Source organism: Pararhodobacter oceanensis (assembly GCF_003076755.1).
GTDB lineage: Bacteria > Pseudomonadota > Alphaproteobacteria > Rhodobacterales > Rhodobacteraceae > Pararhodobacter > Pararhodobacter oceanensis.
Window position 1 is genome coordinate 177986 of sequence record NZ_QDKM01000005.1, and the last position, 22559, is coordinate 200544.

At 61.9% G+C, this 22559-nt stretch carries 21 protein-coding genes and 1 tRNA gene; 14 read left to right on the top strand and 8 right to left on the bottom strand.

The window, feature by feature from the left end:
- Nucleotides 1–91 precede the first annotated feature (91 nt).
- The 3 genes from DDE20_RS12670 (at nt 92) to DDE20_RS12680 (ending at nt 1484) form a co-directional block, all read left to right on the top strand.
- Nucleotides 92–592 (top strand): MarR family winged helix-turn-helix transcriptional regulator, encoded by a 501-nt coding sequence (locus DDE20_RS12670; RefSeq protein WP_116558872.1) that lies wholly within the window; start codon nt 92–94, stop codon nt 590–592.
- Nucleotides 589–1308 (top strand): response regulator, encoded by a 720-nt coding sequence (locus DDE20_RS12675; protein WP_116558873.1) that lies wholly within the window; start codon nt 589–591, stop codon nt 1306–1308. Before DDE20_RS12670 ends, DDE20_RS12675 begins: the two co-directional genes overlap by 4 nt.
- Before the next feature lie 101 nt (nt 1309–1409).
- Nucleotides 1410–1484: transfer RNA gene (locus tag DDE20_RS12680), tRNA-Lys, on the top strand.
- A 65-nt stretch (nt 1485–1549) separates the two neighbouring features.
- Here DDE20_RS12680 and DDE20_RS12685 read toward each other — a convergent pair.
- The gene (locus tag DDE20_RS12685; protein WP_116558874.1) at nt 1550–2431 is read right to left on the bottom strand and encodes a 2-dehydro-3-deoxygalactonokinase; all 882 of its coding nucleotides are present in this window, start codon (nt 2429–2431) and stop codon (nt 1550–1552) included.
- Between the two features lie 213 nt (nt 2432–2644).
- On the opposite strand from DDE20_RS12685, the gene glpD reads away from it, so the two are divergent.
- Nucleotides 2645–4189, top strand: a complete 1545-nt coding sequence (glpD, locus tag DDE20_RS12690; protein WP_116558875.1) for a glycerol-3-phosphate dehydrogenase — start codon at nt 2645–2647, stop codon at nt 4187–4189.
- Nucleotides 4190–4614: 425 nt separating this feature from the next.
- Here the strand turns inward: glpD and cysN are convergent, their stop codons facing one another.
- Both cysN and cysD read right to left on the bottom strand, forming a co-directional pair.
- Nucleotides 4615–6537, bottom strand: a complete 1923-nt coding sequence (gene cysN, locus DDE20_RS12695; RefSeq protein WP_116558876.1) for a sulfate adenylyltransferase subunit CysN — start codon at nt 6535–6537, stop codon at nt 4615–4617.
- Nucleotides 6537–7436: a sulfate adenylyltransferase subunit CysD gene (cysD, locus tag DDE20_RS12700; protein WP_116558877.1), complete on the bottom strand. Its 900-nt coding sequence runs from the start codon at nt 7434–7436 to the stop codon at nt 6537–6539. Before cysD ends, cysN begins: the two co-directional genes overlap by 1 nt.
- 284 nt (nt 7437–7720) lie before the next feature.
- On the opposite strand from cysD, the gene DDE20_RS12705 reads away from it, so the two are divergent.
- Genes DDE20_RS12705 through DDE20_RS19030 form a run of 3 tightly spaced genes read left to right on the top strand, consistent with a single transcriptional unit; the run spans nt 7721 to nt 9979 of the window.
- Nucleotides 7721–8932, top strand: a complete 1212-nt coding sequence (locus DDE20_RS12705) for an NAD(P)/FAD-dependent oxidoreductase (RefSeq protein WP_116558878.1) — start codon at nt 7721–7723, stop codon at nt 8930–8932.
- 51 nt (nt 8933–8983) lie between these two features.
- A complete protein-coding gene (locus tag DDE20_RS12710; RefSeq protein WP_205961670.1) occupies nt 8984–9820 on the top strand; it encodes an NAD-dependent epimerase/dehydratase family protein in 837 nt (278 codons plus the stop codon).
- A gap of 3 nt (nt 9821–9823) precedes the next feature.
- On the top strand, nt 9824–9979 hold the full coding sequence (locus DDE20_RS19030) for a hypothetical protein (protein WP_165814514.1): 156 nt from the start codon (nt 9824–9826) through the stop codon (nt 9977–9979).
- Between the two features lie 137 nt (nt 9980–10116).
- On the opposite strand, the gene DDE20_RS12715 is transcribed toward DDE20_RS19030, so the two are convergent.
- The 3 genes from DDE20_RS12715 to DDE20_RS12725 form a co-directional block, all read right to left on the bottom strand.
- Nucleotides 10117–11226, bottom strand: coding sequence for a site-specific DNA-methyltransferase (locus DDE20_RS12715; RefSeq protein ID WP_116558880.1), 1110 nt, complete (start codon nt 11224–11226; stop codon nt 10117–10119).
- A gap of 117 nt (nt 11227–11343) precedes the next feature.
- Nucleotides 11344–11988, bottom strand: a complete 645-nt coding sequence (locus DDE20_RS12720) for a ribonuclease HII (RefSeq protein ID WP_116558881.1) — start codon at nt 11986–11988, stop codon at nt 11344–11346.
- Between the two features lie 570 nt (nt 11989–12558).
- Nucleotides 12559–13173, bottom strand: coding sequence for a hypothetical protein (locus tag DDE20_RS12725; protein WP_116558882.1), 615 nt, complete (start codon nt 13171–13173; stop codon nt 12559–12561).
- 303 nt (nt 13174–13476) lie between these two features.
- Here DDE20_RS12725 and DDE20_RS12730 point away from each other — a divergent pair, with 303 nt between their 5' ends.
- Both DDE20_RS12730 and DDE20_RS12735 read left to right on the top strand, forming a co-directional pair.
- Nucleotides 13477–13770 carry a hypothetical protein gene (locus DDE20_RS12730; protein WP_116558883.1) on the top strand — a complete coding sequence of 98 codons (294 nt, stop codon included), beginning with the start codon at nt 13477–13479 and terminating at the stop codon, nt 13768–13770.
- Complete coding sequence (locus tag DDE20_RS12735) at nt 13742–14446, top strand: winged helix-turn-helix domain-containing protein (protein WP_116558884.1); 705 nt, start codon at nt 13742–13744, stop codon at nt 14444–14446. The genes DDE20_RS12730 and DDE20_RS12735 overlap by 29 nt, the downstream gene beginning before the upstream one ends.
- 42 nt (nt 14447–14488) lie before the next feature.
- On the opposite strand, the gene DDE20_RS12740 is transcribed toward DDE20_RS12735, so the two are convergent.
- Together DDE20_RS12740 and DDE20_RS12745 are read right to left on the bottom strand one after the other, a co-directional pair.
- Nucleotides 14489–15757 carry a phosphopantothenoylcysteine decarboxylase domain-containing protein gene (locus DDE20_RS12740; protein WP_116558885.1) on the bottom strand — a complete coding sequence of 423 codons (1269 nt, stop codon included), beginning with the start codon at nt 15755–15757 and terminating at the stop codon, nt 14489–14491.
- On the bottom strand, nt 15754–16836 hold the full coding sequence (locus tag DDE20_RS12745; RefSeq protein WP_165814515.1) for a transglutaminase domain-containing protein: 1083 nt from the start codon (nt 16834–16836) through the stop codon (nt 15754–15756). The genes DDE20_RS12740 and DDE20_RS12745 overlap by 4 nt, the downstream gene beginning before the upstream one ends.
- A 324-nt stretch (nt 16837–17160) precedes the next feature.
- Here DDE20_RS12745 and DDE20_RS12750 point away from each other — a divergent pair, with 324 nt between their 5' ends.
- The 5 genes from DDE20_RS12750 to DDE20_RS12770 are packed head-to-tail and all read left to right on the top strand — an operon-like array spanning nt 17161 to nt 22549.
- Nucleotides 17161–18036, top strand: a complete 876-nt coding sequence (locus DDE20_RS12750) for a branched-chain amino acid ABC transporter permease (protein WP_116558887.1) — start codon at nt 17161–17163, stop codon at nt 18034–18036.
- Nucleotides 18037–18040: 4 nt separating this feature from the next.
- The gene (locus DDE20_RS12755) at nt 18041–19120 is read left to right on the top strand and encodes a branched-chain amino acid ABC transporter permease (RefSeq protein ID WP_116558888.1); all 1080 of its coding nucleotides are present in this window, start codon (nt 18041–18043) and stop codon (nt 19118–19120) included.
- Nucleotides 19117–19917: an ABC transporter ATP-binding protein gene (locus DDE20_RS12760; RefSeq protein WP_116558889.1), complete on the top strand. Its 801-nt coding sequence runs from the start codon at nt 19117–19119 to the stop codon at nt 19915–19917. Before DDE20_RS12755 ends, DDE20_RS12760 begins: the two co-directional genes overlap by 4 nt.
- Nucleotides 19914–20684, top strand: coding sequence for an ABC transporter ATP-binding protein (locus DDE20_RS12765; protein WP_116558890.1), 771 nt, complete (start codon nt 19914–19916; stop codon nt 20682–20684). The genes DDE20_RS12760 and DDE20_RS12765 overlap by 4 nt, the downstream gene beginning before the upstream one ends.
- Entirely contained in the window at nt 20681–22549 is a 1869-nt protein-coding gene (locus DDE20_RS12770; RefSeq protein ID WP_116558891.1) for an AMP-dependent synthetase/ligase, read from the top strand. Before DDE20_RS12765 ends, DDE20_RS12770 begins: the two co-directional genes overlap by 4 nt.
- Nucleotides 22550–22559: the final 10 nt, after the last annotated feature.

The window sequence follows — 22559 nt, forward strand, 5'->3', positions numbered from 1 at the left end:
AATCACGAGAGTCGCTAACAATATAATCTTGGAAAGTCAACAAGGCTGACATAAAATGGCGGGAGGCGAGATGATAAAGCAGAGGGCAGATATGGTTGAGACAACGACACGCGGCGAGACTCTGCTGTTCCTGACCGATGAGCAGTTGCGCAAAGGCATCGAGGCGATGTTCTTCGCCTACCGCGGCTTTACCGCCGACCCCGACCGCATTCTGGCGGATCTGTCCTATGGGCGCGCCCATCACCGCGCGCTGCATTTCATCAACCGCAACCAGGGCACCACGGTGAACAACCTGCTGAAGCTTCTGGGGGTGACCAAACAATCGCTGAACCGCGTGTTGCGCTCGTTGATCGAGGACGGGCTGGTGGAATCGCGGGTGGGCCTGAAGGACAAGCGCGAGCGGCATCTCTATCTGACCGAGAAAGGCGCGGAGCTGGAGCGGCAGCTTTCCGAGGCGCAGCGGGCGCGGATGCGGGCGGCCTACCGCGCGGCGGGGCCGCAGGCGGTGGCCGGGTTCCGGCAGGTGCTGGAGGCGATGATGGATGACAAGATCCGCGCGCAATATCTGTCACTGATGGACGCAAATTCATGAGCGATCTCACCGCCGCGCATCTGCTGATCGTCGATGATGACGCGCGGATCAGGGATTTGCTCAAGCGTTATCTGGTCAAACAGGGGTTCATGGTCACCGCCGCCCGCGATGCCGCACAGGCGCGGCGGCTGCTCAGCGGGTTGGCGTTCGATCTGATCGTGCTGGATGTGATGATGCCGGGCGAGGACGGGATCGCACTGACGCAAGCGCTGCGCGGCGCGCTGGACACGCCGGTGATCCTGCTGACCGCGCGGGGCGAGGCGCGGGACCGGATTGCGGGGTTCGAGGCGGGGGCGGATGACTATCTCGCCAAACCCTTCGAGCCGCGCGAATTGGTGTTGCGGATCAATGCCATCCTGCGCCGCGCGCCGCTGCCCGAGCAAGGCCCGCTGACCCCGCAGATGCTGATCATGGGGCGGATGCGCTATGAGATCGAGAGCGGCGAATTGCGCGACGGCGGCGAGGTGGTGCGGCTGACCCAGACCGAGGCCGCCTTGATGCGGGTGCTGGCGGCGCGGCAGGGGCAGGCGGTGAGCCGCGAGGCCTTGGTCGAACATCTGAGCCGCGACAAGGGGCTGGCGGCGCCGGAACCCTCGCAAGAGCGCGCGATTGATGTGCAGATCACCCGTCTGCGCCGCAAAATCGAGCCCGACCCGCGGCGCCCGCGCTACCTGCAAACCGTGCGCGGCGAGGGCTATATGTTGAGCGGCGGTTGATTCGCTGCGACATAAGGCGCCTCGATGCACAATGTGTAAGAAAAAGTGCAGCTTACCGCTTGACCTTGGCGCCGGTTCTTTTTAGGTAGCATCGCATGTGTGGGCCGGTAGCTCAGCGGTAGAGCAGCTGACTTTTAATCAGCTGGCCATTGGTTCGATCCCAATCCGGCTCACCATATATCCCAAAGGCCCGTGCAGCGATGCGCGGGCTTTTTGGTATTCTGGGGGTATGCGGCCGCGGTTATCCGGCTTGCAAGGTCTTCCACGCAAGGCACAGACCGGCGAGGGTGAGGAATTCCGCATCATTGCTGGCGCTGGGCACGCCCTGTGTTTGCAGCGCGCGGGCATAGAGCGCCGAGAGGTCTTGCGGCCCCGCCAGCAGCACCTGTTGGCCCAGCCAATAGGGCCGCATCGCCGCCAGTTCCGCCCCGATCAACAGCCCCGAAAGCCGCCCGCGCGCTTGCGCCGGATCGGTGATCGCCTGCAGGCCGGCCAGCGCCTGTGCCAACCGCTCGGGGCGCGAGAGGGTCTCGGAGAGGGCGGCGTCAAACGCATCAAAATCGAGCGGCCCGTCGCCCTTGAGCGCAGATTGCAGGCTGCTGTGATCACTCAGGAGCGCGCGCAATTCGCCGGTGAGGGCGGATTGAAAGCTGACGATTTCCTCGGCCGAGATATGGATCCAGCGGCTTTGCGCGCCGGTCAGACAAAGCACGCCGTCGAATTGCGGATGCTGGGCGAGGATACCCGCCACCTGCGTTTCGCCGCCCTGCATCAGATCGGCGGGGCGGGATTGCTGCACTCCGGGCAGAATATGCAGGGCGATGCGTGCGTCGCAGGTCGGCTGGCGTTGCGGCTTGGCCTCGGCGGGTTTGCAAGGCACGGCACCGGGCGTGACGGCAAAGGCACCACCCGCGCCGATATGGCCAGAGGCGAGGACCGGCAGCGGCGTGTCGCTAAGCCAAGGGCCGATCAGATCCAGCAGATGCGATTCGATATCCGCGAGGCTGTCGTGGCGCGATTCGGCGCGCGCCAGAACCTGCCCGCCCTTGCCCATCGCATAAGCGCGCTGCACCTCCGCGCCCCAATCGACGGCGATCCACTGCGGGCGAATGTCTGTGGTCATGGCTCTGCCTCCGATGCTGCGCTCGGCTGGGGGTAACATTGCCGCGGGAAAATTCAAAGCGGAGCGATGGGCAGGGTTTCCTGACTTGAAATCGCGCATTTGCGAACATATAAATTTACAAACGAACATCGGGCCGTCTGATGTTCCGGCAACCCGATTGGAACCACCGTGGCGCATACCCAACACCCAGAGCAGAGCCCTGACCCCTGCGATATGTTGATCATCGGTGGCGGGGTGAATGGCTGCGGGATCGCGCGGGATGCGGCGGGGCGGGGCCTCAGCGTGGTGCTGGCCGAGATGAATGATCTCGGTTGGGCGACCTCTTCGGCCTCGACCAAATTGTTCCACGGCGGGCTGCGGTATCTGGAGTATTTCGAGGTCTCGCTGGTGCGCAAAGCCTTGATCGAGCGCGAGGTTTTGCTGCAGGCGATGCCGCATATCTCCTGGCCGATGCGGTTTATTCTGCCTTACCATAAGGACATGCGCTTTGAGGCGGAGACGCCGGTTTCAAAGGTGTTGAGCTTTGTCATGCCGTGGATGCGCGGGCGGCGGCCGGCGTGGCTGATCCGGCTGGGGCTGTTTTTCTATGACACGCTGGGCGGGCGCAAAATCCTGCCCGCGACTACGACCCTGGACCTGCGGGAGGGGCCGGAGGGCGCGCCCTTGGACGACAGGTTCACCAAGGCCTATGAATATTCTGATTGCTGGATCGAGGATGCGCGGCTGGTGGTGCTGAATGCCCGCGATGCGCAGGACCGTGGCGCGCAGATCCTGACCCGCACCAAAGTGACCGCCGCGCACCGCGCTGAGGGGCTGTGGGCGGTGACCCTGCAAGATGTGCGGACCGGTGCCGAGCGGGTGGTGCGGGCGAAAATGCTGGTCAATGCCGGTGGGCCTTGGGTCGGGGAGATCCTGCAGGACCGTGTGCATATCGACACCAATGAGGGCGTGCGGCTGGTGCGCGGCAGCCATATCGTGACCAAAAAGCTGTTTGATCACGACAAGGCCTATTTCTTTCAGGGCGGCGACGGGCGGATCATTTTCGCGATCCCTTATGAGGGCGAGTTTACCCTGATCGGCACCACTGATCAGGATCATGGCAGCCCCGAGGAACCCGCCATCTGCACCCCCGAAGAGCAGCAGTATCTCTGCGATTTCGCCAATGGCTATTTCAAGCAGGACATCACCCGCGCGGATATCGTCTGGACGTTCTCCGGCGTGCGCCCGCTCTATGATGACGGCGCGAGTTCCGCCACCGCCGCGACGCGCGATTACAAGCTGAACGTAAAGGCCGAGTTGGGCGCGCCGGTGCTCAATGTCTTTGGCGGCAAGATCACCACCTACCGGCGTCTGGCCGAGCGGGCGATGGAGAAAGCGGCGCTGTTCTTTCCCGGTCTGCGCGGCGATTGGACGGCGGGGGTGCCTCTGCCCGGCGGGGATTTTCCCGTGGACGGTGTGGCGGATTTGCAGGCGCGGTTGCAGGCCGCGTATCCGTTTCTGGATGAGGCTTGGGCCGGTCGCCTGATCCGCGCTTACGGCACCGAGGCGGGCGCGGTTCTGGGCGATGCGCAGGCGGCGGATGATCTGGGGCGCGATTTCGGCGCGACGCTAAGTGAGCGCGAGGTGGTCTGGCTGATCGAAAAGGAATTCGCAGTGAGCGCCGAGGATGTGGTCTGGCGGCGCAACAAGCTGGGGCTGCGGATGACGGCAGAGCAGATCGCGGCGCTGGACGACTGGATGCGCGCGCGCGAGAGCTGAGGGACGCGCCCGAGACTGGGAGGGCGCCGGTGAACTTGCCACGATGCCGGGCACTCAAAAGCACTCATGCCGTTCGAGCCCCTTATGACATCGCCAATGCGCCCTCCCGGGGGGAGGGTCGGGCGCGGCCCGTGGTGCCCACGGGCCTGACGGGTGACCAGTGATGCGACAAAATCTGGTGGCAGGTGTGCAAGACCGCCAACAATCCTCACCGCCAAGCGCGAAGGGCGGCGCCTGACCCTGGGTGGGCGCCGGACCCTCTCCACAGAGCGGTGCGCTTGAAAGCATTCGTGTCGGGCGAGCAGTGAAAGCCATCGCCGTGCGCCCTCCCGTGGGGAGGGTCGGGCGCGGCCCGGCGGTGCCGCCGGGCCTGAGGGTTGTATAGGGCGAGGCGGTGGGTCCGATTAGGGGCCCGCCCCTTCGCCTCAAATATAGCCGCGTTGCTTCAGCCAATCTTCGATCTCGTCGGTCATATCCTCGACGCTGCGGCCCACGGTCTGCAGATGAATCTCGGGGCTTTCCGGCGGCTCATAGGGCGAATCGACGCCGGTGAAATTCTTGATCTCGCCGCGCAGCGCCTTGGCATAAAGCCCCTTGGGATCGCGCGCCGCGCAGACCTCGAAGGGCGTGTCGACAAAGACCTCGACGAATTCGTGCTCCTCGACCAGCGCGCGGGCCATGCGGCGTTCGGCGATGAAGGGCGAGATGAAGGAGACCAGCACGATCAGCCCCGCATCGACCATCAGTTTCGAGACCTCGCCGACGCGGCGGATATTCTCGACCCGCGATTCCTCGGTGAACCCTAGATCGCGGTTCAGACCGTGGCGCAGGTTGTCACCGTCCAGCGTATAAGTGTGGCGGCCATCGGCAAAGAGCCGCTTTTCCAAGAGGTTAGCGATGGTGGATTTGCCGGACCCCGAGAGGCCGGTGAACCACAGGACCACAGGCTTTTGGTGCTTTTGCTCGGCGCGGGCGGGTTTGTTCACGTCCAGCGATTGCCAATGCACGTTGGAGGCGCGGCGCAGCCCGTGGTTGATCATGCCGGCGCCGACCGTGGCATTGGTCAGCCGGTCGATCAGCACGAAAGCGCCGGTGACGCGGTTCTGCGCATAGGGGTCAAAGACCAGCGGTTCCTGTGTCGAGAGGTTGACCACGCCGACCTCGTTAAGGTCCAGCGAATTGGCCGCCTCATGAGCGAAACTGTTCACATCGACGCGGTGTTTGAGCGCGGTGATACTGGCCGGTGTCTGGTCGGTTTCCGTGCGCAAGAGATACGACCGCCCCGGCATCATCGGTTTTTCGTCAAACCAGACCAGCGAGGCTTCGAATTGCTCGGCGACCTCGGGGCGGGTGTCGGGGGCGACCAGCATATTGCCGCGCGAAACCTCGATTTCGTCCGCCAGAACCAGTGTCACGGCTTGCCCTGCCGAGGCGCTGGCAAGATCACCGTCTTGGGTGACGATCCGCGCCACCGTCGAGGGTTTGCCGGATTTCGCCACCACGATCGGGTCGCCCTGTGATACGCGGCCCGAGGCAATGGTGCCGCTGAAGCCGCGAAAATCGAGGTTCGGGCGGCTGACATATTGCACCGGAAAGCGCAGGGGTTTTTCGGCGAGCCCCTCATCGACCGGCACGCTCTCCAGATGTTCGATCAGGGTCGGCCCGTCGAACCACGCCAGCTTGTTTGAGCGGGTGCTGACATTATCGCCAAACCGCGCCGACATCGGGATCGCCTGCACGCTTTCAAACCCGAGGTCTTTGGCGAAGGCGTGGTAGTCGGCGGTGATCGTGTCGAAGACCTTTTGGCTGTGATCGACAAGGTCGATTTTATTCACCGCCACGACGATGTTGCGGATGCCCAGAAGCGAGGCGATGAAGCTATGGCGGCGGGTCTGTGGCAGCACCCCGCGGCGCGCGTCGATCAGCACAATCGCCAGATCAGCGGTGGAGGCGCCGGTGGCCATATTGCGGGTGTATTGCTCATGACCGGGCGTGTCGGCGACGATGAATTTGCGCTTGGGCGTGGAGAAAAACCTATAGGCCACGTCAATGGTGATACCCTGCTCGCGCTCGGCTTCCAGCCCGTCAACCAAGAGCGCCAGATCGAAATCATCGCCCACCGTGCCGTGTTTGCGGCTGTCGCGTTCCAAGACCGCAAGCTGGTCCTCATAGATCAGCTTGGTGTCGAACAAGAGCCGCCCGATCAGCGTTGATTTGCCGTCATCAACCGAACCGCAGGTGAGAAACCGCAACAGGGTTTTCTGCTCTTGCTCGGCCAAGAATGCCTGCACTTCGGCGCTGATTTCTTCGCGGCTGGGGGTGCCGCTGGTTTGAAACTGCGTATCCATCAGAAATACCCCTCACGCTTTTTCTTTTCCATCGAGCCGGATTCGTCATGGTCAATCGCGCGGCCCTCACGTTCCGAGGTGCGCGCCACGAGGGTCTCGCGCACGATCCCCTCCAGCGTGTCGGCGCTGCTTTCGACCGCGCCGGTCAGCGGGTAGCAGCCGAGGGTGCGAAAGCGCACCAGACGCTCTTCAAGCACCTCGCCGTCGCGCAATTCCATGCGGTCGTCGTCTTTCATGATCAACATGCCGTCGCGCGCGACCACCGGACGTTTGGCGGCGAAATAGAGCGGCACAATCGGGATGCCCTCTTGCAGGATATATTGCCAGACATCGAGTTCGGTCCAGTTCGAGATCGGAAACACGCGGATCGATTCGCCCTGCGCGATGCGGGTGTTGAAGATTTTCCACATCTCGGGGCGCTGGTTTTTCGGATCCCAGGCCTGCTGGGCGTTGCGGAAGGAAAAGATCCGCTCTTTGGCGCGGGATTTCTCTTCGTCGCGGCGGGCACCACCGAAGGCGGCGTCAAACCCGTGCAGGTCGAGCGCCTCGCGCAGGGCCATGGTTTTCATCAGATGGGTATGCGCGTTTGAACCGTGGGTGAAGGGGCCGACGCCGTCGCGCACGCCCTCCATATTTTTGTGCACGATCAGATCAAAGCCGAGTTCTTCGGCCATCTGGTCGCGAAAGGCGATCATCTCGCCAAATTTCCAATGGCTATCGACATGCAGAAAGGGAAACGGCGGTTTCGCGGGATAGAAGGCTTTCATCGCCAGATGCAGCATCACCGAAGAATCCTTGCCCACGGAATAGAGCATCACCGGCTTGGTAAACGTTGCCGCAACCTCGCGGAAGATGTGGATCGCTTCGGCTTCGAGCCGCTGCAGATGGGTCATAGACATGGGCGGATACGGACCTCAATTGACGAATATTGGCTATGTCTTGCGCTATCTTTGCTGATTGTCGATTGCTTGCCCCTGTTTTCCAAATGAAAAGCGCCGGTTTCCCGCAAATCGCGGCACAAGTGGGAGGATATCATCGCTTGCGGCATTTGTGTGGAACGCCGGCCAAGGCGGGGTGGCGGCGCTTTGGCGGGATTGGCGCGAAAGCGGCGGGGTTGGGAATGGTAATTGCGCAGATGGCTGGTTACGGTTTCACCAAAGCGAGGGGATAAAAGGGATAAGACGTGACAACACAGGGAGTATCCGCCACGCCTGCGCATCAGGTCTATGACGTGGTGATCGTCGGCGGTGCGATTATGGGCAGTTCCGCCGCGTGGTTCCTCACCGAGGCGGGGTTTCAGGGCCGTATTCTGGTGGTCGAGAAAGACCCCAGCTATGCGCAATGCTCGACCGCGCACACCAATTCCTGCATGCGCCAGCAGTTCTCTAACGCGCTGAACGTGCAGATCTCGCAGTTTGCCGCCGATTTCGTGAAAAACCTGCGCGCGCGGATTGGTGATGATCGGGTGCCGGAGCTGACCATTCAGAACTACGGCTATCTCTATCTGGCGGATAACGAGGGGTTCGCCGAGACATTGCGCGCCAATCAGAAGGTGCAACTGGCGGCGGGGGCGGAAACGCGGCTGTTGAGCGCCGAGGACATCCGCGCCGAATATCCGTTTATGCAGGTGGATGATATTCTCTTGGGGTCGATCAACACCAAGGATGAGGGCTATTGGGACGGCGGCACGGTGTTTGACTGGTGGCGGCGGTCGGCGCGGGCGCGGGGTGTGGAGTATATCAGTAATGAAGTGGTCGCGATGACCCGCAAGGGCGCACGGGTGGAGAGCGTGACCTTGGCCAGCGGCGAGGTGGTGGCTTGCGGGACAGTGGTCAATGCCTCGGGGCCACGGGCGGCGCGCACGGCAAAGATGGCGGGGGTCGAGTTACCGGTGGAGCCGCGCAAGCGTTACACATGGATTTTCACCGCCGAGACGCCGCTGCCGCGCGATTTGCCGCTGACCATTGACCCCTCGGGCGTGCATATGCGTCAGGACGGGCCGACGACCTATATGGTCGGCTCGCGCGGAGAGCCTGATCCGGCGGTGGAGCCTGATGATTTCGTCATGGATCACAGCCTCTGGGAGGAGCATGTCTGGCCGATTGTCGCCACCCGCATTCCGCAGTTCGAGGCGATCCGGCTGGTTACCGAATGGGCCGGACATTACGCCTATAACACGCTGGATCAGAACGCTGTGCTGGGGCCGCATCCGGAGGTGGAGAATTTCATCTTTCTCAACGGGTTCTCGGGCCACGGGCTCCAGCAATCGGCGGCAATGGGGCGCGGGGTGGCGGAACTCATCACCCACGGCGCCTATCAGACGCTCGATCTGACGCCGTTTTCCTATGCGCGGATTGCGGCGGGGCAGCCGATGATTGAACAAGCGGTGATCTGACGCGGCCGCTAGGTCGGGTATGGCACCAAGGATATGAAGGAGCGATTTATGATGAAGAAACTTGTGCTGACCGGCGCGGCGGGGCGTTTGGGGTCCTATCTGCGCGAGCCGCTGAGCAAGCTCTGCGAAGAACTGGTCTCGACGGATATCGTTGATGACATCGGCACGCTTTACCAAGGTGAGCGCTATGAGAAGGCCGATCTGGCGCAGATGAGTGAGATTGCGCCGGTGATCGCGGGCGCCGATATGGTGGTGCATTTCGGTGCGATTGGCGATGAACGCCCGTTTGAGGTGCTGCTGGGGCCGAATTTCATCGGCGCCTATAACGTCTGGGAGGCCGCCTATCAGCACGGGGTGCGGCGCGTGGTCTATGCCAGCTCGATCCATGCGGTGGGCATGCATAAAAAGCAGGATTTCATCGGCATTGATGCGCCGCACCGGCCCGATACCTTCTATGGGTTGGCGAAATGCTTTGCCGAGGATCTGGCCTCGATGTATTGGGACAAGCGCGGGCTTGAGGCGGTGTGTCTGCGCATTCTTTCGGCGGCGCAGGTCAACAACCCGCGTGCGCTGGGCTCGTGGCTCAGCTATGATGACCTGATCCAACTGGTCACCCGCGCGATCGACACGCCGACCACGGGATTCTCGGTGATCTACGGGGTTTCAAACAACGACCGCGCGCCGGTGGACAATCATCTGGCGTCCTATCTTGGCTACCGGCCCAAGGATAACGCCGAGCAATTTGCCGAACAGGTTCTGGCCGAGGCGCCACCTGCCGACCCCACCGACGCGGCGCAAATGTATCACGGCGGGCCGTTCGCTTCGGTGCCTTTGGGCGAGAGCGGCGTCGCCTCGATGAATATCATCAATGACAAGAAAGAAGTGTGAACTATGGCTGACTACGGCAAATCGGGGAGTTCGAAAGGCAACCGCAAGGAGCCACGCAACCCCTATCCGCAAAGCGGTAAGGCTGACGACAAGGCCGAACTGCTGGCGCGGATGAAAGCGGCGGCGGAGAAGGCGAAAGCCGCACCCGAGGCCGATTGATCTGCGGTCCGGTCGCTGTGGCCGGACCGTGGCGGCGACGCCCCTCAGGATAAAAAAAAGGCCCCGGCACAAGAGGCCGGGGCATAGGTTGCATCTGGGCCTTGGGGGCCCGGATGCAGGCGGTAAACCGGGGGGCGTCAGCCGTGTTTGCCCATTTCGGTGCGGATTTGCTGACGCAGAATATCAATCGGGATCAACTGGCCGTCGCGTTTGAACTGCCAATAGGTCCAGCCATTGCAGGAGGGCGCACCCTCAAGGAGGGCGCCGACCTGATGGATCGAGCCGCGATGCTCGGCTGAAACCAGCGAGCCGTCGACGCGCACTTTCGCCGCCTGTCCGCGCTGGTTGACCAGCACTTCACCGGGGCGCAACAGCCCGCGTTCGACCAGTTGGCCAAAGGGCACGCGGGGTTCGGCGCGTTTCGAGGTGGTGATTTCCAGCGCGCTTTTGTCGAGTTTGCGCACTTTCGCCAGCCGTTTCTCGGCGACCTTGCGGTAGTCGGCCTCACGCTCGATGCCGATGTAATGGCGGCCCAGCATCTTGGCGACCGCGCCGGTGGTGCCGGTGCCAAAGAACGGATCAAGCACCACATCGCCCTCATTGGTGGTGCCCAAAAGCACGCGGTGCAACAGAGCCTCGGGCTTTTGCGTCGGATGCGCCTTGTCGCCCTTCTCGTTCTTGAGCCGCTCATGGCCGGTGCAGATCGGGATCACCCAATCGCTGCGCATTTGCAGCCCCTCATTGAGCGCTTTCAGCGCTTCATAGTTGAAGGTGTATTTCGCGCCCTCGGCCTTGGAGGCCCAGATCATTGTCTCATGTGCGTTGGTCAGCCGTTTACCGCGAAAATTCGGCATCGGGTTGGATTTGCGCCAGACCACATCATTGAGGATCCAATAGCCCGCGTCCTGCAGCGAGGCGCCAACGCGGAAGATATTGTGGTAGCTGCCGATCACCCAGATCGCGCCATTCGGCTTGAGGATGCGGCGCGCGGCGGCCAGCCATTCGCGGGTGAACCGGTCATAGGCGGCAAAGCTGGCGAATTGGTCCCAGTCATCGGTGACCGCATCGACTTCGCTATTGTCGGGGCGATGCAAGGCGCCCTTGAGTTGAAGATTATAGGGCGGATCGGCAAAGATCAGATCGACGCTGCATTCCGGCAACGCGTTCATCACATCGATACAATCGCCCGCGATAATTTGGTCCAGCGGAAGCGACCCCGCGTCTGGAGCTCTGGTTCTTGTCGTCATCACTGCCTCAATCGGGCGCCATTTTTGTTTTTTCGGCGGCGCTCCGTTACCGGCTAAGATGAGTCATCTAGGCCAGCGCGTCAATTTCTTTTTGAATCAGGGCGTTATTTAGTTGTCTTAACACAACATCTTGCGGACTGGCGCGAAGCTGATTCGATGATGTGGGGTGGGTCCGAGGCGGATTAGCGCCTCGCGGTGCTGCGCGGTCGGGTAGCCCATGTTGCGATCCCAGCCGAAATCGGGGTGTTCAAGGGCCAGTTCGCGCATGATCCGGTCACGCTCGACCTTGGCGAGGATCGAGGCGGCGGCAATCGACAGGGAGCGCGCGTCGCCCTTGACCACGGTTTGCGCGGGTTGCGCCATGGCGGGGGGCAGGCGGTTGCCGTCGACCAGCGCGAAATCGGCGGCGGGGGCAAGGGCCTGCAGAGCCTTGTCCATCGCGAAGAGGCTGGCGTGGAGGATGTTGAGCTGGTCGATCTCGGCGACCGTGGCATGGGCGATGGACCAGGCGAGCGCCATCTGTTTGATCTCCGCCGCCAGCCTGAGCCGCGCGGTCTCGTTGAGCCGTTTGCTATCGTTGATCCCCTGCGGCAGGCGCGCGGGGTCAAGGATGACGGCGGCGGCGGTGACCGGACCGGCGAGGGGGCCGCGGCCGACCTCATCAACACCGGCAATCCGCGCGAAGCCCCGCGCCTTGGCGGCATCCTCGAGGGCGAAATCGGGGGCGGGTTTGGTGGCGGGTTTGGGGAGGTCACTGGGCATGCGGGTATCAACCATGCACGGCGATAGGCTGCAAGCGGGAAGGGCCACGCCGCTCTCCCGTTCGGCACCGCTCTTCTGTTTGGCCCGGCGGCACCCCGGGCCGCGCCCGACCCTCCCCATGGGAGGGCGCCTTGGCGATGCTGTGTGTGGCTCGGGCGACATTTCAGCTTTCAAGCGCCGCGCTGTGTGGTGAAGGCAGTGGCGCCCACCCAGGGTCGGGCGCGTCCCTATGCGCGTTGCGAAGGGCTTTGAAACACGGTGCGCTCCAGGGGATGCCAGCCTCCTGAAAGCGAAACGAACCCAGTTCAATGCGCCCTCTTACCGGCAACGCATAAACCACAGCCCCCAGCAGAGCCACATCCCCACCCTTCCCACCCGTGGGAACCCACGGGCCGCGCCCGACCCTCCCCCCGGGAGGGCGCATTGGCGATGGTCTTCACCGCGCGGGCGACATGCGTGCTTTTGAGTGCGGCGCGTTGTGGCGAGGGCAGGGCGCCCACCCAGGGTCGGGCGCGACCCTTTGCACCACGGGGGTGGCGAAAGGGCGGACCAGATGGCCCGCCCGTATCCTCAGTTGCGGTAGCCTGCGTTATAGAGGCATTGCGCGTTGAACAGCCGGTCGCCGTCGCGGGTGCGCAGGCGGCAGTTCTGCGGCATATTGCGGAACCCGCTGTCGCGCAGGCAGCTGGCCCAATAGCCCTGAATGCTGCGCCCGTTCTGGCGATAGCGCATCAGGCAGCTGGTCGGCAGCCGGTCGCTATGGCCATAGGTCGGCGGGCTCGGCACGAAGGGCGGGTTGTTGTGGCGCGGCGGCTGGCTCCAGCCATTGGCGCGGGTGAAACCGGCGTCCCAGAGGCATTGCGCCACATAGCCGCGACGGTTGCGGCCATTGACCCGAAAGTTCCGCTCGCAGCGCTGCGGCAGCCCGTGGTAATTGCCCCGGTTCAGGCAGCGTTTGTTATAGACCTGAATGTTGCGCCAATCGACACGGACGGTCTCCATACAGGAATCGGGCAGCGCCGAAGAGCCGTAGTAGCGCGGCGTGTGGTGGTCATCGATGGCATTGACGATGGCACCGACAATCACCGCTCCGGCAAGGAATCGCAGGATATCCTCGGCATTGGCGCGGGCGGGTTTGGTGCTTGCCGCCATGCCTGCGAACGCAATCGCGACAGCGGCAAGCATGACGGTTAAACGTCTGGAATTCTGTCTGAATCTCGGCCCGTTGGCGGGCAATACATAGGTCATGGAAAGGCCTTTCGGTTGGCAATTGAGGGCAGGGAGCGGGCGGCAAATAACGGCTTCGCCCGTATCTCTGCGCAATCCTGCGCCTGCCCCCCGTGACAGGCAATAACGGGGCCGCGTTATTGGATAACCAGCGCCGCGCAGGGCCAAAGCGGGGGGCCGATATTGCATAGCAGGCCTGCCAGCGGCATGTTCAGCAGCAGAGCAATCAATTCGCATTCCAGTTTACAAGGACCACCCGCTATGAAGTTTCGACCGTTCCTCTTGACCCTAGGCGCATCGCTGATGCTGGCACTGCCGGCCTCGGCCCAGTGTTACGCCGAATACCGCGCCCAGCAGATCGGTGCGGTGATCTTTCACACCGGCGTGGCGACGATTTCCGACGCCGCCTGCGGTAACAATGCTGCGGCCTATAATGAACTCGTCGGCAGATTGCAGCGGAATGGCTGGACCTTGGCCAATGTTTCGTCCACGTTCAGAGAGGATGGACTAGCGTCGAGACGAAGCCGTGCAGGACAATACTACCTTAGATACTAACCTGACGCGCGTTGGCTCGCGCGCCATTGTTCTGGGCTTGGCGGCGATTGTCGCGATCCTGGCGGTGGCGGCGGTTTTGCTGTTCATCAACCTGCCCGACACCAATGCGTTCAACGCGCGGGTCGAGCGGATATTTATTGAAAACACCAATCTGAGCGAGCAGGCCGAGTTGCGTCTGCTGGAGATACTGGCGCAATCGGGGACAACGTTTTCCGAGGTTCTGGTCAGCTATAGGATGGTGATTTTTGTGCTTTTGGTCTTTGCCAGCGCGCTGTTGATCACCTCGCTGGTCTTGGTGCTGTCGCTGATCGGGTTGAACCGGCGCTTGGCGACGGTGCAGAAGGCGGGGATTCAAGTGTCCTCGCTGGTGATCAGCCGCGCCGAGCGCAAGGTCTATATCAACGATCTGGAATTCAACCTGACCGAAGCCGCGGTCGAGACCCTCGCGGTGCTGGCCGAGGCGCGGATGGATGGCGATATGCTGTCCGGCACGCAGCTGGAATCGGTGATTTCGGGGCGGCGTGAGGCGGATTGCGAAGAGGCCGCCGGCGCGACGCGGATCAAACGGCTGCGCGATTCCCTTGGCAACCAGATCGTTACCGAGCTGTTGGTGCGCAATATCGCGCGGCAGGGCTATATGCTGACGGTGGAAAAAGACGTGATCCGGATGATCTGAGGCGGCAGGGATGCTGCCGCCCCGATTGGGTGTTTTGCGCGGTTATTGCGCGGCGATGCGGATCTCGTCCTGCGCTGCCAATGTCTCCAGATGATCGGCAATCGCGGCGGCAATCGCGGCTTTATTCTCGATCGGTGTCACCCCGTCGGGCCGCACCATCAGCGCGCGCTGCTCGGTGCCGCGAGTATCCTCACCACGGGTGGCAACGACAAGGCTGGCACGGTCAAGCCGTTGACCGGCGACGCGGATCAGCTCTTCCTCCGAGACGCCCTCAAGGTATTTGAACGCAATCGAATGCATCGCAGGCGCGGCTTTCATCGCCAGATCAATCACCTTTTCGGTGGGCTCCAGCTCCAGCATCAATGACGACTGCCCCGAGGTGATCTTGCCCGCCACCGCCTGTTTCGGGCGGTAATCGGCGACACCCGCCGAGAAGATCGCCGCCCAGAGGCCGGAATTGGCGCGCGCGACCACGGTGTCGCGGTAGGCGTCAAAGGTGCGGGTGACGGTCAGTGCCAAGGGCGCCTTGGGCCGCCATGCGCCATCGCCAAGCACCAGTTCGGCCTCGGCCCCGCGCCAGGTCAGTTCTTCGGCGATCTGCGCGCCCAAGCGGCCACGGAAGCGGTTGACGATACGGCGCACGCCGTCGATCGGCACCGGCGTCGGACCGGCGGTGACCATGATGCGTTTGCCAGCCAGCGGCGAGGTGCTGAGCGCGCGACCGACAGCGATGCAAAGCGTCTGCGTGTCGGGCAGGTTATGCTTGCCATAGGCGTCGCGCGGGGCGACAAAATGCACCCCCTGCGCGGCCAGCCGTTTGGCGTTATCCACCAGTTGCGCGTTATGCATCGTGCCATGCATGGTTGGCGCGACCAGAATTTGGGTCTCGCCGCGCTCCATCCGGCCAAGTGCCGAGATCAGCGCCGAGGTCACCACCGTATCGCCAATGCCATGGGCCATTTTGGCAATCGTCGAATGGGTGGCGGGGGCGAGGAGATAGGCGTCGAAAGGCGCGCCATCGCTGAGGTGCTCGGCCTGATAGGTCAGACCGGTGATCACCGGCGAGAGCGTCGCCCATTCCAGCGCCTCGCGCGCCACATAGCGCAGCGCATCCTCGCTGGCGAAAGCGACGACTTCGGCGCCGTGACGCCGCAAGCCGCGGGCCACTTCGGGGGTCTTCATCGCGGCAATGCCGCCGGTGACCAAAAGCGCAATGCGCCGCCCCGCCAAGCGAGTGGAGGCGGGGGGCACATCATGGTCGCCCATGTCGGAAGGGGTCGGTGCAGAAAAGTCCCAGTCGAAGTGACTCATCGGCGGGCCTCTTCACGCTCGGTCTCGATGATCTGGGCGACGCGGCCCCAATGGCGATGGACGCCACGGGCGCGGTCAACGCGGGTGTTCAGCGCTTCGAAATGGCGCGGCAGAAAGCGGCTGCGCTTGCCCATCTCATTGGCGATGCTGTCGACCACGGTGATGTCAAACAAATCGGCATGCTGGATTTCCAGCGCCGGAATATAGGGGCTGCCCTCGGTGAGGGTGGGGGTTTCGCGGTGGGCCATCCAGGGGAACATCTCCAGGAAAATACGGTAGCTGGCCACATCATAGGAGGAATCGGCGCCATGCCAAACCCCGTTCAGCTTAACGGCGGCAAAGTAGTGTTTGACGGTCGGACGCTGCAGCGCCAGCCAGCCGCTGGGCATCAGCTTGCCAAGCACGCTGGTTTCCATCGGAATTTCGGCAAAACCGGCCTCGAGACCGGCGGCACGCATCAGCGCGACCTGCAGGTTGGTCTTGGTGGTGCACATGCCGACACCGCGCGACAGCGTGTCCGAGGCGCGTTCTTGCCAGGCGCCAAAGCGGTAGGGGAAACTGTGGACAAAACGCAACACCGCTTCGGCGGTGCTGGCCTGTGTGGCGCGGCGCAGACGGGTCGCCTGACGCTGGATATCGGGGTGATCAATGTCACACAGCGTCTCTGGCTCGGGCAGAATCGCGGGCGGCGTGGCATTCGCCTCGGCCGAATCAGCAGCGATCAGGGCTTTGGTCATCGCCCGACGCAGGCTGCGGTTGCCGGGGGCCGTCCAGGCGGGGGCGCCAAGGTCGATGGTCCAGATCCGCGCCGGCAGATCGACCGCGCTCAGGGTCTGGCCGCTGGTCTCGAAATGGTTGCCGGGTCCGAACCAGTCACGGGCGCCGGCGACACGGCCATCGAGCACGATATGCAGGGGCCGAATCCCTTTATTACTTAGGGTTGCGCCCGGAATCAGCTTGTGGATCACCCCGGCGTTGAACACTTGCGGACAGTCATCATCGAGAAAGAGTCCGAGAGTTGAATCGCTAAATTGGTCGAGCAATTCAGGGTTGTGCTGCATCGCAATCGTGTTTGTCATAAGTCCCCCAACAAGATTTATTTTACGGTGTAGGGCGCCGGTACTTTTGATACGGGCAGCTCGTGAACTGGCGCTGTCACCACAATACCGCCGTAATTCGCCCAAAAAAAGCCATATTTTACATTTGTTCAACAAAATCACCGGGCGAGGCCTATTGTTCATGGCTCAAATGGGGGTGGTTTCCGTTACGTCGCCCTCAGGTCGGGGTAAGAAAATTACTTGAAACGTTGATGAGTTGCGGCAATCCTGAAGACAGGCGCCTCACGGTTAACTGACACCGGCGGGAAACGGCGGGTCTGGGGCGCCGGTCTGGGAGGGCCATTCATGGAATTTCTACAACTGCTGTTGAGCGGGCTCGCCAACGGCTGCGTTTACGGGCTTGTCGCTCTGGGCTTCGTGCTCATCTACAAGGCGACCGAAGCGGTGAATTTCGCACAGGGCGATTTCATGATGCTGGGCGCCTTTGTGATGGTTGGTCTGGTCAATCCGCAGTTCCTCGGGCTGAACTTCTGGCTGGCGGTGCCGCTGGCGCTCTTGGTGATGGGGGTGTTCGGCTATCTGCTGGATCTGGCGGTGCTGCGCTTCATGTTTGGCCAGAGCCAGATCGCGGTGGTGATCCTGACGATTTCCTTGGGCTTTGTGATCCGCTTTGTCGCCGGTCTGATCTGGGGGCATGAGCCGTTGAACCTGCATTCGCCGCTGGCCTTTGGCGATCTGCGGCTCGGTGATGTGGTGATCAGTTTCGCCGATATCTCGGTGATCGTGGTCACCGTGTTGATGACCCTGTTCCTCTGGCAGTTCTTTCAGCGCACCAAACTGGGGCTGGCGATGCAGGCGGCGAGCCAGAACCAGATGGCGGCCTATTACATGGGCATTCCGGTAAAGCGCGTTCAGGGCGCGGTCTGGGCCTTGGCCGGTGTCGTCGCCTGTGTGGCGGGGATCCTCTATGCCTCGAAGGGCACGCTGGATATCTCGGCCGGTTTCATCGGTATCAAAGCCTTTGCGGCGGCGGTGATCGGCGGTTTCGGCAGTCTGCCCGGTGCCTTGATGGGCGGGTTGATCGTCGGGGTGATCGAGCCTTTCGCCTCGCGCTATCTGCCCGCCGGTTACAGCCAGATTGCCCCCTATGCCCTGCTGATCATCGTCTTGGTGTTCCGCCCGAACGGTCTGTTCTCGCAGGTCCGGATAAAGAAGGTCTGACATCATGAGATTTCACTTCAAAACCCATTATGATCAGGACATTAGGCTGTTTCCCGACTGGTGGAACTTCTCGCTTTATGCCGCACTTCTGGTGGTGCTGATCGTGCTGCCGATGGTGATCGACAGTTTCTATCTGGGTGAGGTCACCAATGTGTTGATCTGGGCCGTCGCCGGTCTCGGGCTGATGCTGCTGACCGGACAGACCGGGCAGGTGAGCCTTGGCCATTCGGCGTTTATGGCGCTGGGCTGCTATACCTGCGTGAACCTGATGGAAACCGGCATGCCGTTTTTGCTGGCGTTTGTGCTGGCGGGGATCATCACCGGCGTGATCGGCGCGGTGATCGCGATACCGGCGCTGAAATTGCACGGTGTTTATCTGACTATCGCAACGCTGGCGCTGGCGATCTTGGCCGATGATATCATCGTTATTCTGGATCACTGGACCGGCGGGGTGAACGGCTATTTCGCGCCGGAGATCTGGATTTTCGGCATTGAGGTCAACCGCTGGATCAACCCCGCTGCGTGGTATTATCTGGCGCTGGGCACGGCTTTGGTGGTGACTTTGCTTTACCGCAACCTCTTGCGCTCGCCCTTGGGCCGCGCCTTTGCGGCGGTGCGGGATAGTGAGATTTCGGCGCAGGCGATGGGCGTCGATGTGGCGCGCACCAAGACGATTGCCTTTGGCCTGTCTTGCGCCTTTGCGGGCTTGGGCGGCGCGCTGATGGGGCTGTTTGCGGGGGCGTTTAACAATGAGACCTTCAACTTCCTGATCGCGATTCAACTGTTGATGATGATCATCATCGGCGGGCTGGGGTTCATCCACGGCGCGTTTCTGGGCGCGATTGTGATCGCCTTCCTGCCGCAGCTTTTGTCGATCTCCACCGATTTCTTGGGCTCGTCCTCGATCCCCGGATTGGAGACCGGCGTCTTCGGGATGATCCTGATCGCGTTCATCCTGTTCGAGCCGATGGGGCTTTACGGGCGATGGCTGAAAATCCGCACATGGCTTGAACTCTTCCCCTTCGCGCGGCGCGATATGTTCCGCCGCCAGAAAACCTATTTGAAAACGGAGCGCCTGAGATGAGCCTCCTTGAGCTGGAAAATGTGACGCTGAAATTCGGCGGCGTTACCGCGGTGAACAACCTGTCGATGTCGGTCGAAGAGGGCGAGGTCTTCGCGCTGGTCGGCCCCAATGGCGCGGGCAAATCCACCGTGTTCAATATGATCTCGCGGTTCTACCGCCCGTTTCGCGGCTCGATCCGCTTTGACGGTAAGGACCTGCTGAAGCAAAAGCCGAATCAGGTGTCGAGCCAAGGCATCGCGCGGACCTTCCAGAACATCGAATTGTTCGAACGCGCGACGGTGCTGCAAAACCTGCTGGTCGGGCGGCATCGGCACCGCAAGACCATGCTGCTGGAGGAAATGCTGTTTATTGGCCGCGCCCGCGCGCAGGAGCGCGAGAACCGGCTGGCGGTGGAGGAGGTGATCGATTTCCTCGATCTGCAAGCCTACCGCGACCAGCATATCGCCGGATTGCCCTACGGGGTGCGCAAAGTGGTGGAACTGGCGCGCGCATTGGCGACAAAACCGCGGCTGTTGCTGCTCGATGAACCGGCGTCGGGCCTAAGCGTCGAGGAAACGCAGGATATGCGCTGGTGGATCGAGGATATCCGCCGCCAGATGGGCATCACCGTGCTGATGGTCGAGCATGACATGGGGCTGGTCGGCAAGGTTTGCGACCGCGTGCTGGCGCTGGCCGATGGCGCGGAACTGGCGCAGGGCACACCGGCACAGGTGCAGGCGCATCCGGCGGTGATCGAGGCGTATCTGGGCACCTCGGCGATTTCCAAGACCGCGAACGCACAGGGAGAGCGGGTATGAGCGCGCTTTTGGAAGTTCGCAATCTCGAGACGTTTTACGGCCCGATCATGGCGATCAGGGGTGTGTCGCTGGAGGTGCATAAGGGGCAGGTGGTGACGGTTCTGGGCGCCAATGGCGCGGGGAAAACCACGCTGTTGAAAACCATCTCCGGCATTATGGACCCTGAAAAGGGGCAGATCGTCTTTGAAGGCGAGGAAATTCAGGGCCGCGAGCCGCATCAGATCGTGCGCCGCGGCGTGGTGCAGGTGCCCGAGGGGCGCGAGGTGTTTCCGCTGCTGACGGTTGAGGAAAACCTCTCGCTCGGCGCTTATACCCGCTCGGACCGTGCGGAAATCGCCCGCGACCGCGATCTGGTCTATAGCTATTTCCCGATCCTCAAGGACCGCCGCCAGCAAGAGGCGGGCACGCTTTCAGGCGGGCAGCAACAGATGCTGGCGATCGGGCGCGGGTTGATGCTGCGACCCAAGATCATGCTGCTGGATGAGCCGAGCCTTGGCCTCTCGCCGCTGTTGACGCAGGAAATCTTTGAAATCCTCAAGCGGCTGAATGTCGATGAGGGGGTGACAATGATGCTGGTCGAGCAAAACGCCGCGGTGGCGCTGGATCTGGCCGACACCGGCTATGTGATGGAGTTGGGCCGCATCGTGATGGCCGATACGGCGGAGAAACTCTCGGCCTCGGAGGATATCCAGAGCTTTTATCTGGGCCACGCGAATGAGGGGGCGCGCGGTGAGCGGCGCTGGAAGAAAAGGAAGACCTGGCGATGAATGCACCGACCGAAACGCTGCTGAAGGGTGTGCGGGTCAATGCGTTGCCCGACCAGAGCCCCGCCCATATCGACGGGCATACCACCGTGCCGGCACTGCTGCGCGCGCGCTGTCTGGCGAATGCCGAAAAGACCGCGCACCGCGAGAAAGACCTCGGCATCTGGCAGGCCTACACTTGGACCGATTACCTGAACCACGCGCGCTGGATCGGCATGGGGCTGCGCGCCCTTGGCCTGCAACGCGGCGATGTGATCAGCATCCTGTCCGAGGACAATAAGGAATGGATGTATTGCGACATGGCGGCGCAATGCATGGGGGCGGTGTCCTCGGGGGTCTATACCACCGATGCGGCGGGGCAATTGGCCTATCTGGTCAATGACAGCCAGACCAAATTCCTGTTTGTCGAGAATGACGAGCAACTGGATAAGTTTCTCGAGGTCGAGGACCAGATGCCCAGCCTGATCAAGGTGATCATCTTTGATCCCGAGGGGCTGCATGATTTCCAGAACGACAAATGCATGTTGCTGTCCGATCTTTATGAACTGGGCCGCGCCAATGATGATGAGGCGGTGTTCAATGCCGAGATCGACGCGGTAACACCCGAAAGCGTTGGCGTGTTGATCTATACCTCGGGCACCACCGGCCAGCCCAAAGGCGTGATGCTGACGCAGGAGAATATCCTCGCCGGTATGGCCAGCGGGCTTTACAGCCTGCCGTTCGACCAGAGCGCCGAGCAACTGTGTTTCCTGCCGCTGTGCCATATTCTGGAAAAGCTGGTCTCGCTCTATACGCCGCTGATTGTGTCCTCGACGGTGAATTTCGCCGAAAGCCCCGAGACGGTGTTCGACAATCTGCGCGAGGTTTCGCCGCACGGGTTTGTCGCGGTGCCACGGGTGTGGGAAAAGATCTATTCCCGTGTTCTGGTGATGGCGCAGGAGAGCACCGTGATCGGGCGCTGGGCCTTTGCGCAGGCGATCAAGGCCGGTCATGCGCGCGCCGCCTATACGATGGAGAACCAAGAGGTGCCATCAAGCGTGGCGCTGCGTTACCGGATCTGGGATTTTCTGGTGCTGGCCAATCTGCGGCGGCTTCTGGGGATGAACCGGATGCAGCGCGGGCTGACCGGTGCGGCGCCGATCTCGCCGGAGCTGCTCAAGTGGTATCACGCGATCGGCGTGCCGCTGTTCGAGGGTTTCGGCATGTCCGAAACCGCCGGTGTCGCCACGATCAACCTGCCGGAGGCGAATAAGACCGGCTCGGTCGGGCAGACCATCCGCGGTGTCGATGTGCGGATTGCACCGGACGGGGAAATCCAGATCAGGGGTCTGGTGGTGTTCAAAGGCTATCTGAACAAGCCCGAGCAAACCGCCGAAACCTTCACCGAGGACGGCTGGCTGAAAACCGGCGATGTCGGGCGGATTGATAACGAGAGATTCGTCACCATCACCGGACGGATCAAAGATATTATCATCACTGCCGGCGGCAAGAACATCACCCCCGCCGAGATCGAGAGCAGCCTGAAGTTCAGCCATTATATCTCGGATGCGGTGGTGATCGGCGACAAGCGCAAATATCTGACCTGCCTGATTATGATTGATCAGGAGAACGTCGAGAAATTCGCGCAGGACCATAAAGTGCCCTTTGGCGATTTCCGCAGCCTGTGCCGCGCGCCCGAGGTTGTCGAGCTGATCCAGCGCGAGGTCGAGCGCACCAATAAAGAGTTCGCGCAGGTCGAGCAGATCAAGAAGTTCCGGCTGATTGATGTGCTGCTGACCGCCGAGGACGAAGAGTTGACGGCCACAATGAAACTAAAGCGTGCGAGTGTCGAAAAACGCCACAAGGCGTTGATTGATGATATGTATTGATCTGAGTCTT

Excerpts from the sequence above, each read along its gene's own strand:
- DDE20_RS12770 (WP_116558891.1), top strand. The coding sequence starts at position 20,681 with ATGAATGCACCGACCGAAACGCTGCTGAAGGGTGTGCGGGTCAATGCG.
- DDE20_RS12720 (WP_116558881.1), bottom strand. The coding sequence starts at position 11,988 with ATGCCCAGTGACCTCCCCAAACCCGCCACCAAACCCGCCCCCGATTTC.
- DDE20_RS12710 (WP_205961670.1), top strand. The coding sequence starts at position 8,984 with ATGAAGAAACTTGTGCTGACCGGCGCGGCGGGGCGTTTGGGGTCCTAT.
- DDE20_RS12740 (WP_116558885.1), bottom strand. The coding sequence starts at position 15,757 with ATGAGTCACTTCGACTGGGACTTTTCTGCACCGACCCCTTCCGACATG.
- DDE20_RS12725 (WP_116558882.1), bottom strand. The coding sequence starts at position 13,173 with ATGCTTGCCGCTGTCGCGATTGCGTTCGCAGGCATGGCGGCAAGCACC.
- DDE20_RS12715 (WP_116558880.1), bottom strand. The coding sequence starts at position 11,226 with ATGACGACAAGAACCAGAGCTCCAGACGCGGGGTCGCTTCCGCTGGAC.
- DDE20_RS12730 (WP_116558883.1), top strand. The coding sequence starts at position 13,477 with ATGAAGTTTCGACCGTTCCTCTTGACCCTAGGCGCATCGCTGATGCTG.
- cysN (WP_116558876.1), bottom strand. The coding sequence starts at position 6,537 with ATGGATACGCAGTTTCAAACCAGCGGCACCCCCAGCCGCGAAGAAATC.
- cysD (WP_116558877.1), bottom strand. The coding sequence starts at position 7,436 with ATGTCTATGACCCATCTGCAGCGGCTCGAAGCCGAAGCGATCCACATC.
- DDE20_RS12685 (WP_116558874.1), bottom strand. The coding sequence starts at position 2,431 with ATGACCACAGACATTCGCCCGCAGTGGATCGCCGTCGATTGGGGCGCG.
- DDE20_RS12755 (WP_116558888.1), top strand. The coding sequence starts at position 18,041 with ATGAGATTTCACTTCAAAACCCATTATGATCAGGACATTAGGCTGTTT.
- DDE20_RS12765 (WP_116558890.1), top strand. The coding sequence starts at position 19,914 with ATGAGCGCGCTTTTGGAAGTTCGCAATCTCGAGACGTTTTACGGCCCG.
- DDE20_RS12745 (WP_165814515.1), bottom strand. The coding sequence starts at position 16,836 with ATGACAAACACGATTGCGATGCAGCACAACCCTGAATTGCTCGACCAA.
- DDE20_RS12670 (WP_116558872.1), top strand. The coding sequence starts at position 92 with ATGGTTGAGACAACGACACGCGGCGAGACTCTGCTGTTCCTGACCGAT.
- DDE20_RS19030 (WP_165814514.1), top strand. The coding sequence starts at position 9,824 with ATGGCTGACTACGGCAAATCGGGGAGTTCGAAAGGCAACCGCAAGGAG.
- DDE20_RS12750 (WP_116558887.1), top strand. The coding sequence starts at position 17,161 with ATGGAATTTCTACAACTGCTGTTGAGCGGGCTCGCCAACGGCTGCGTT.
- DDE20_RS12675 (WP_116558873.1), top strand. The coding sequence starts at position 589 with ATGAGCGATCTCACCGCCGCGCATCTGCTGATCGTCGATGATGACGCG.
- glpD (WP_116558875.1), top strand. The coding sequence starts at position 2,645 with ATGTTGATCATCGGTGGCGGGGTGAATGGCTGCGGGATCGCGCGGGAT.
- DDE20_RS12760 (WP_116558889.1), top strand. The coding sequence starts at position 19,117 with ATGAGCCTCCTTGAGCTGGAAAATGTGACGCTGAAATTCGGCGGCGTT.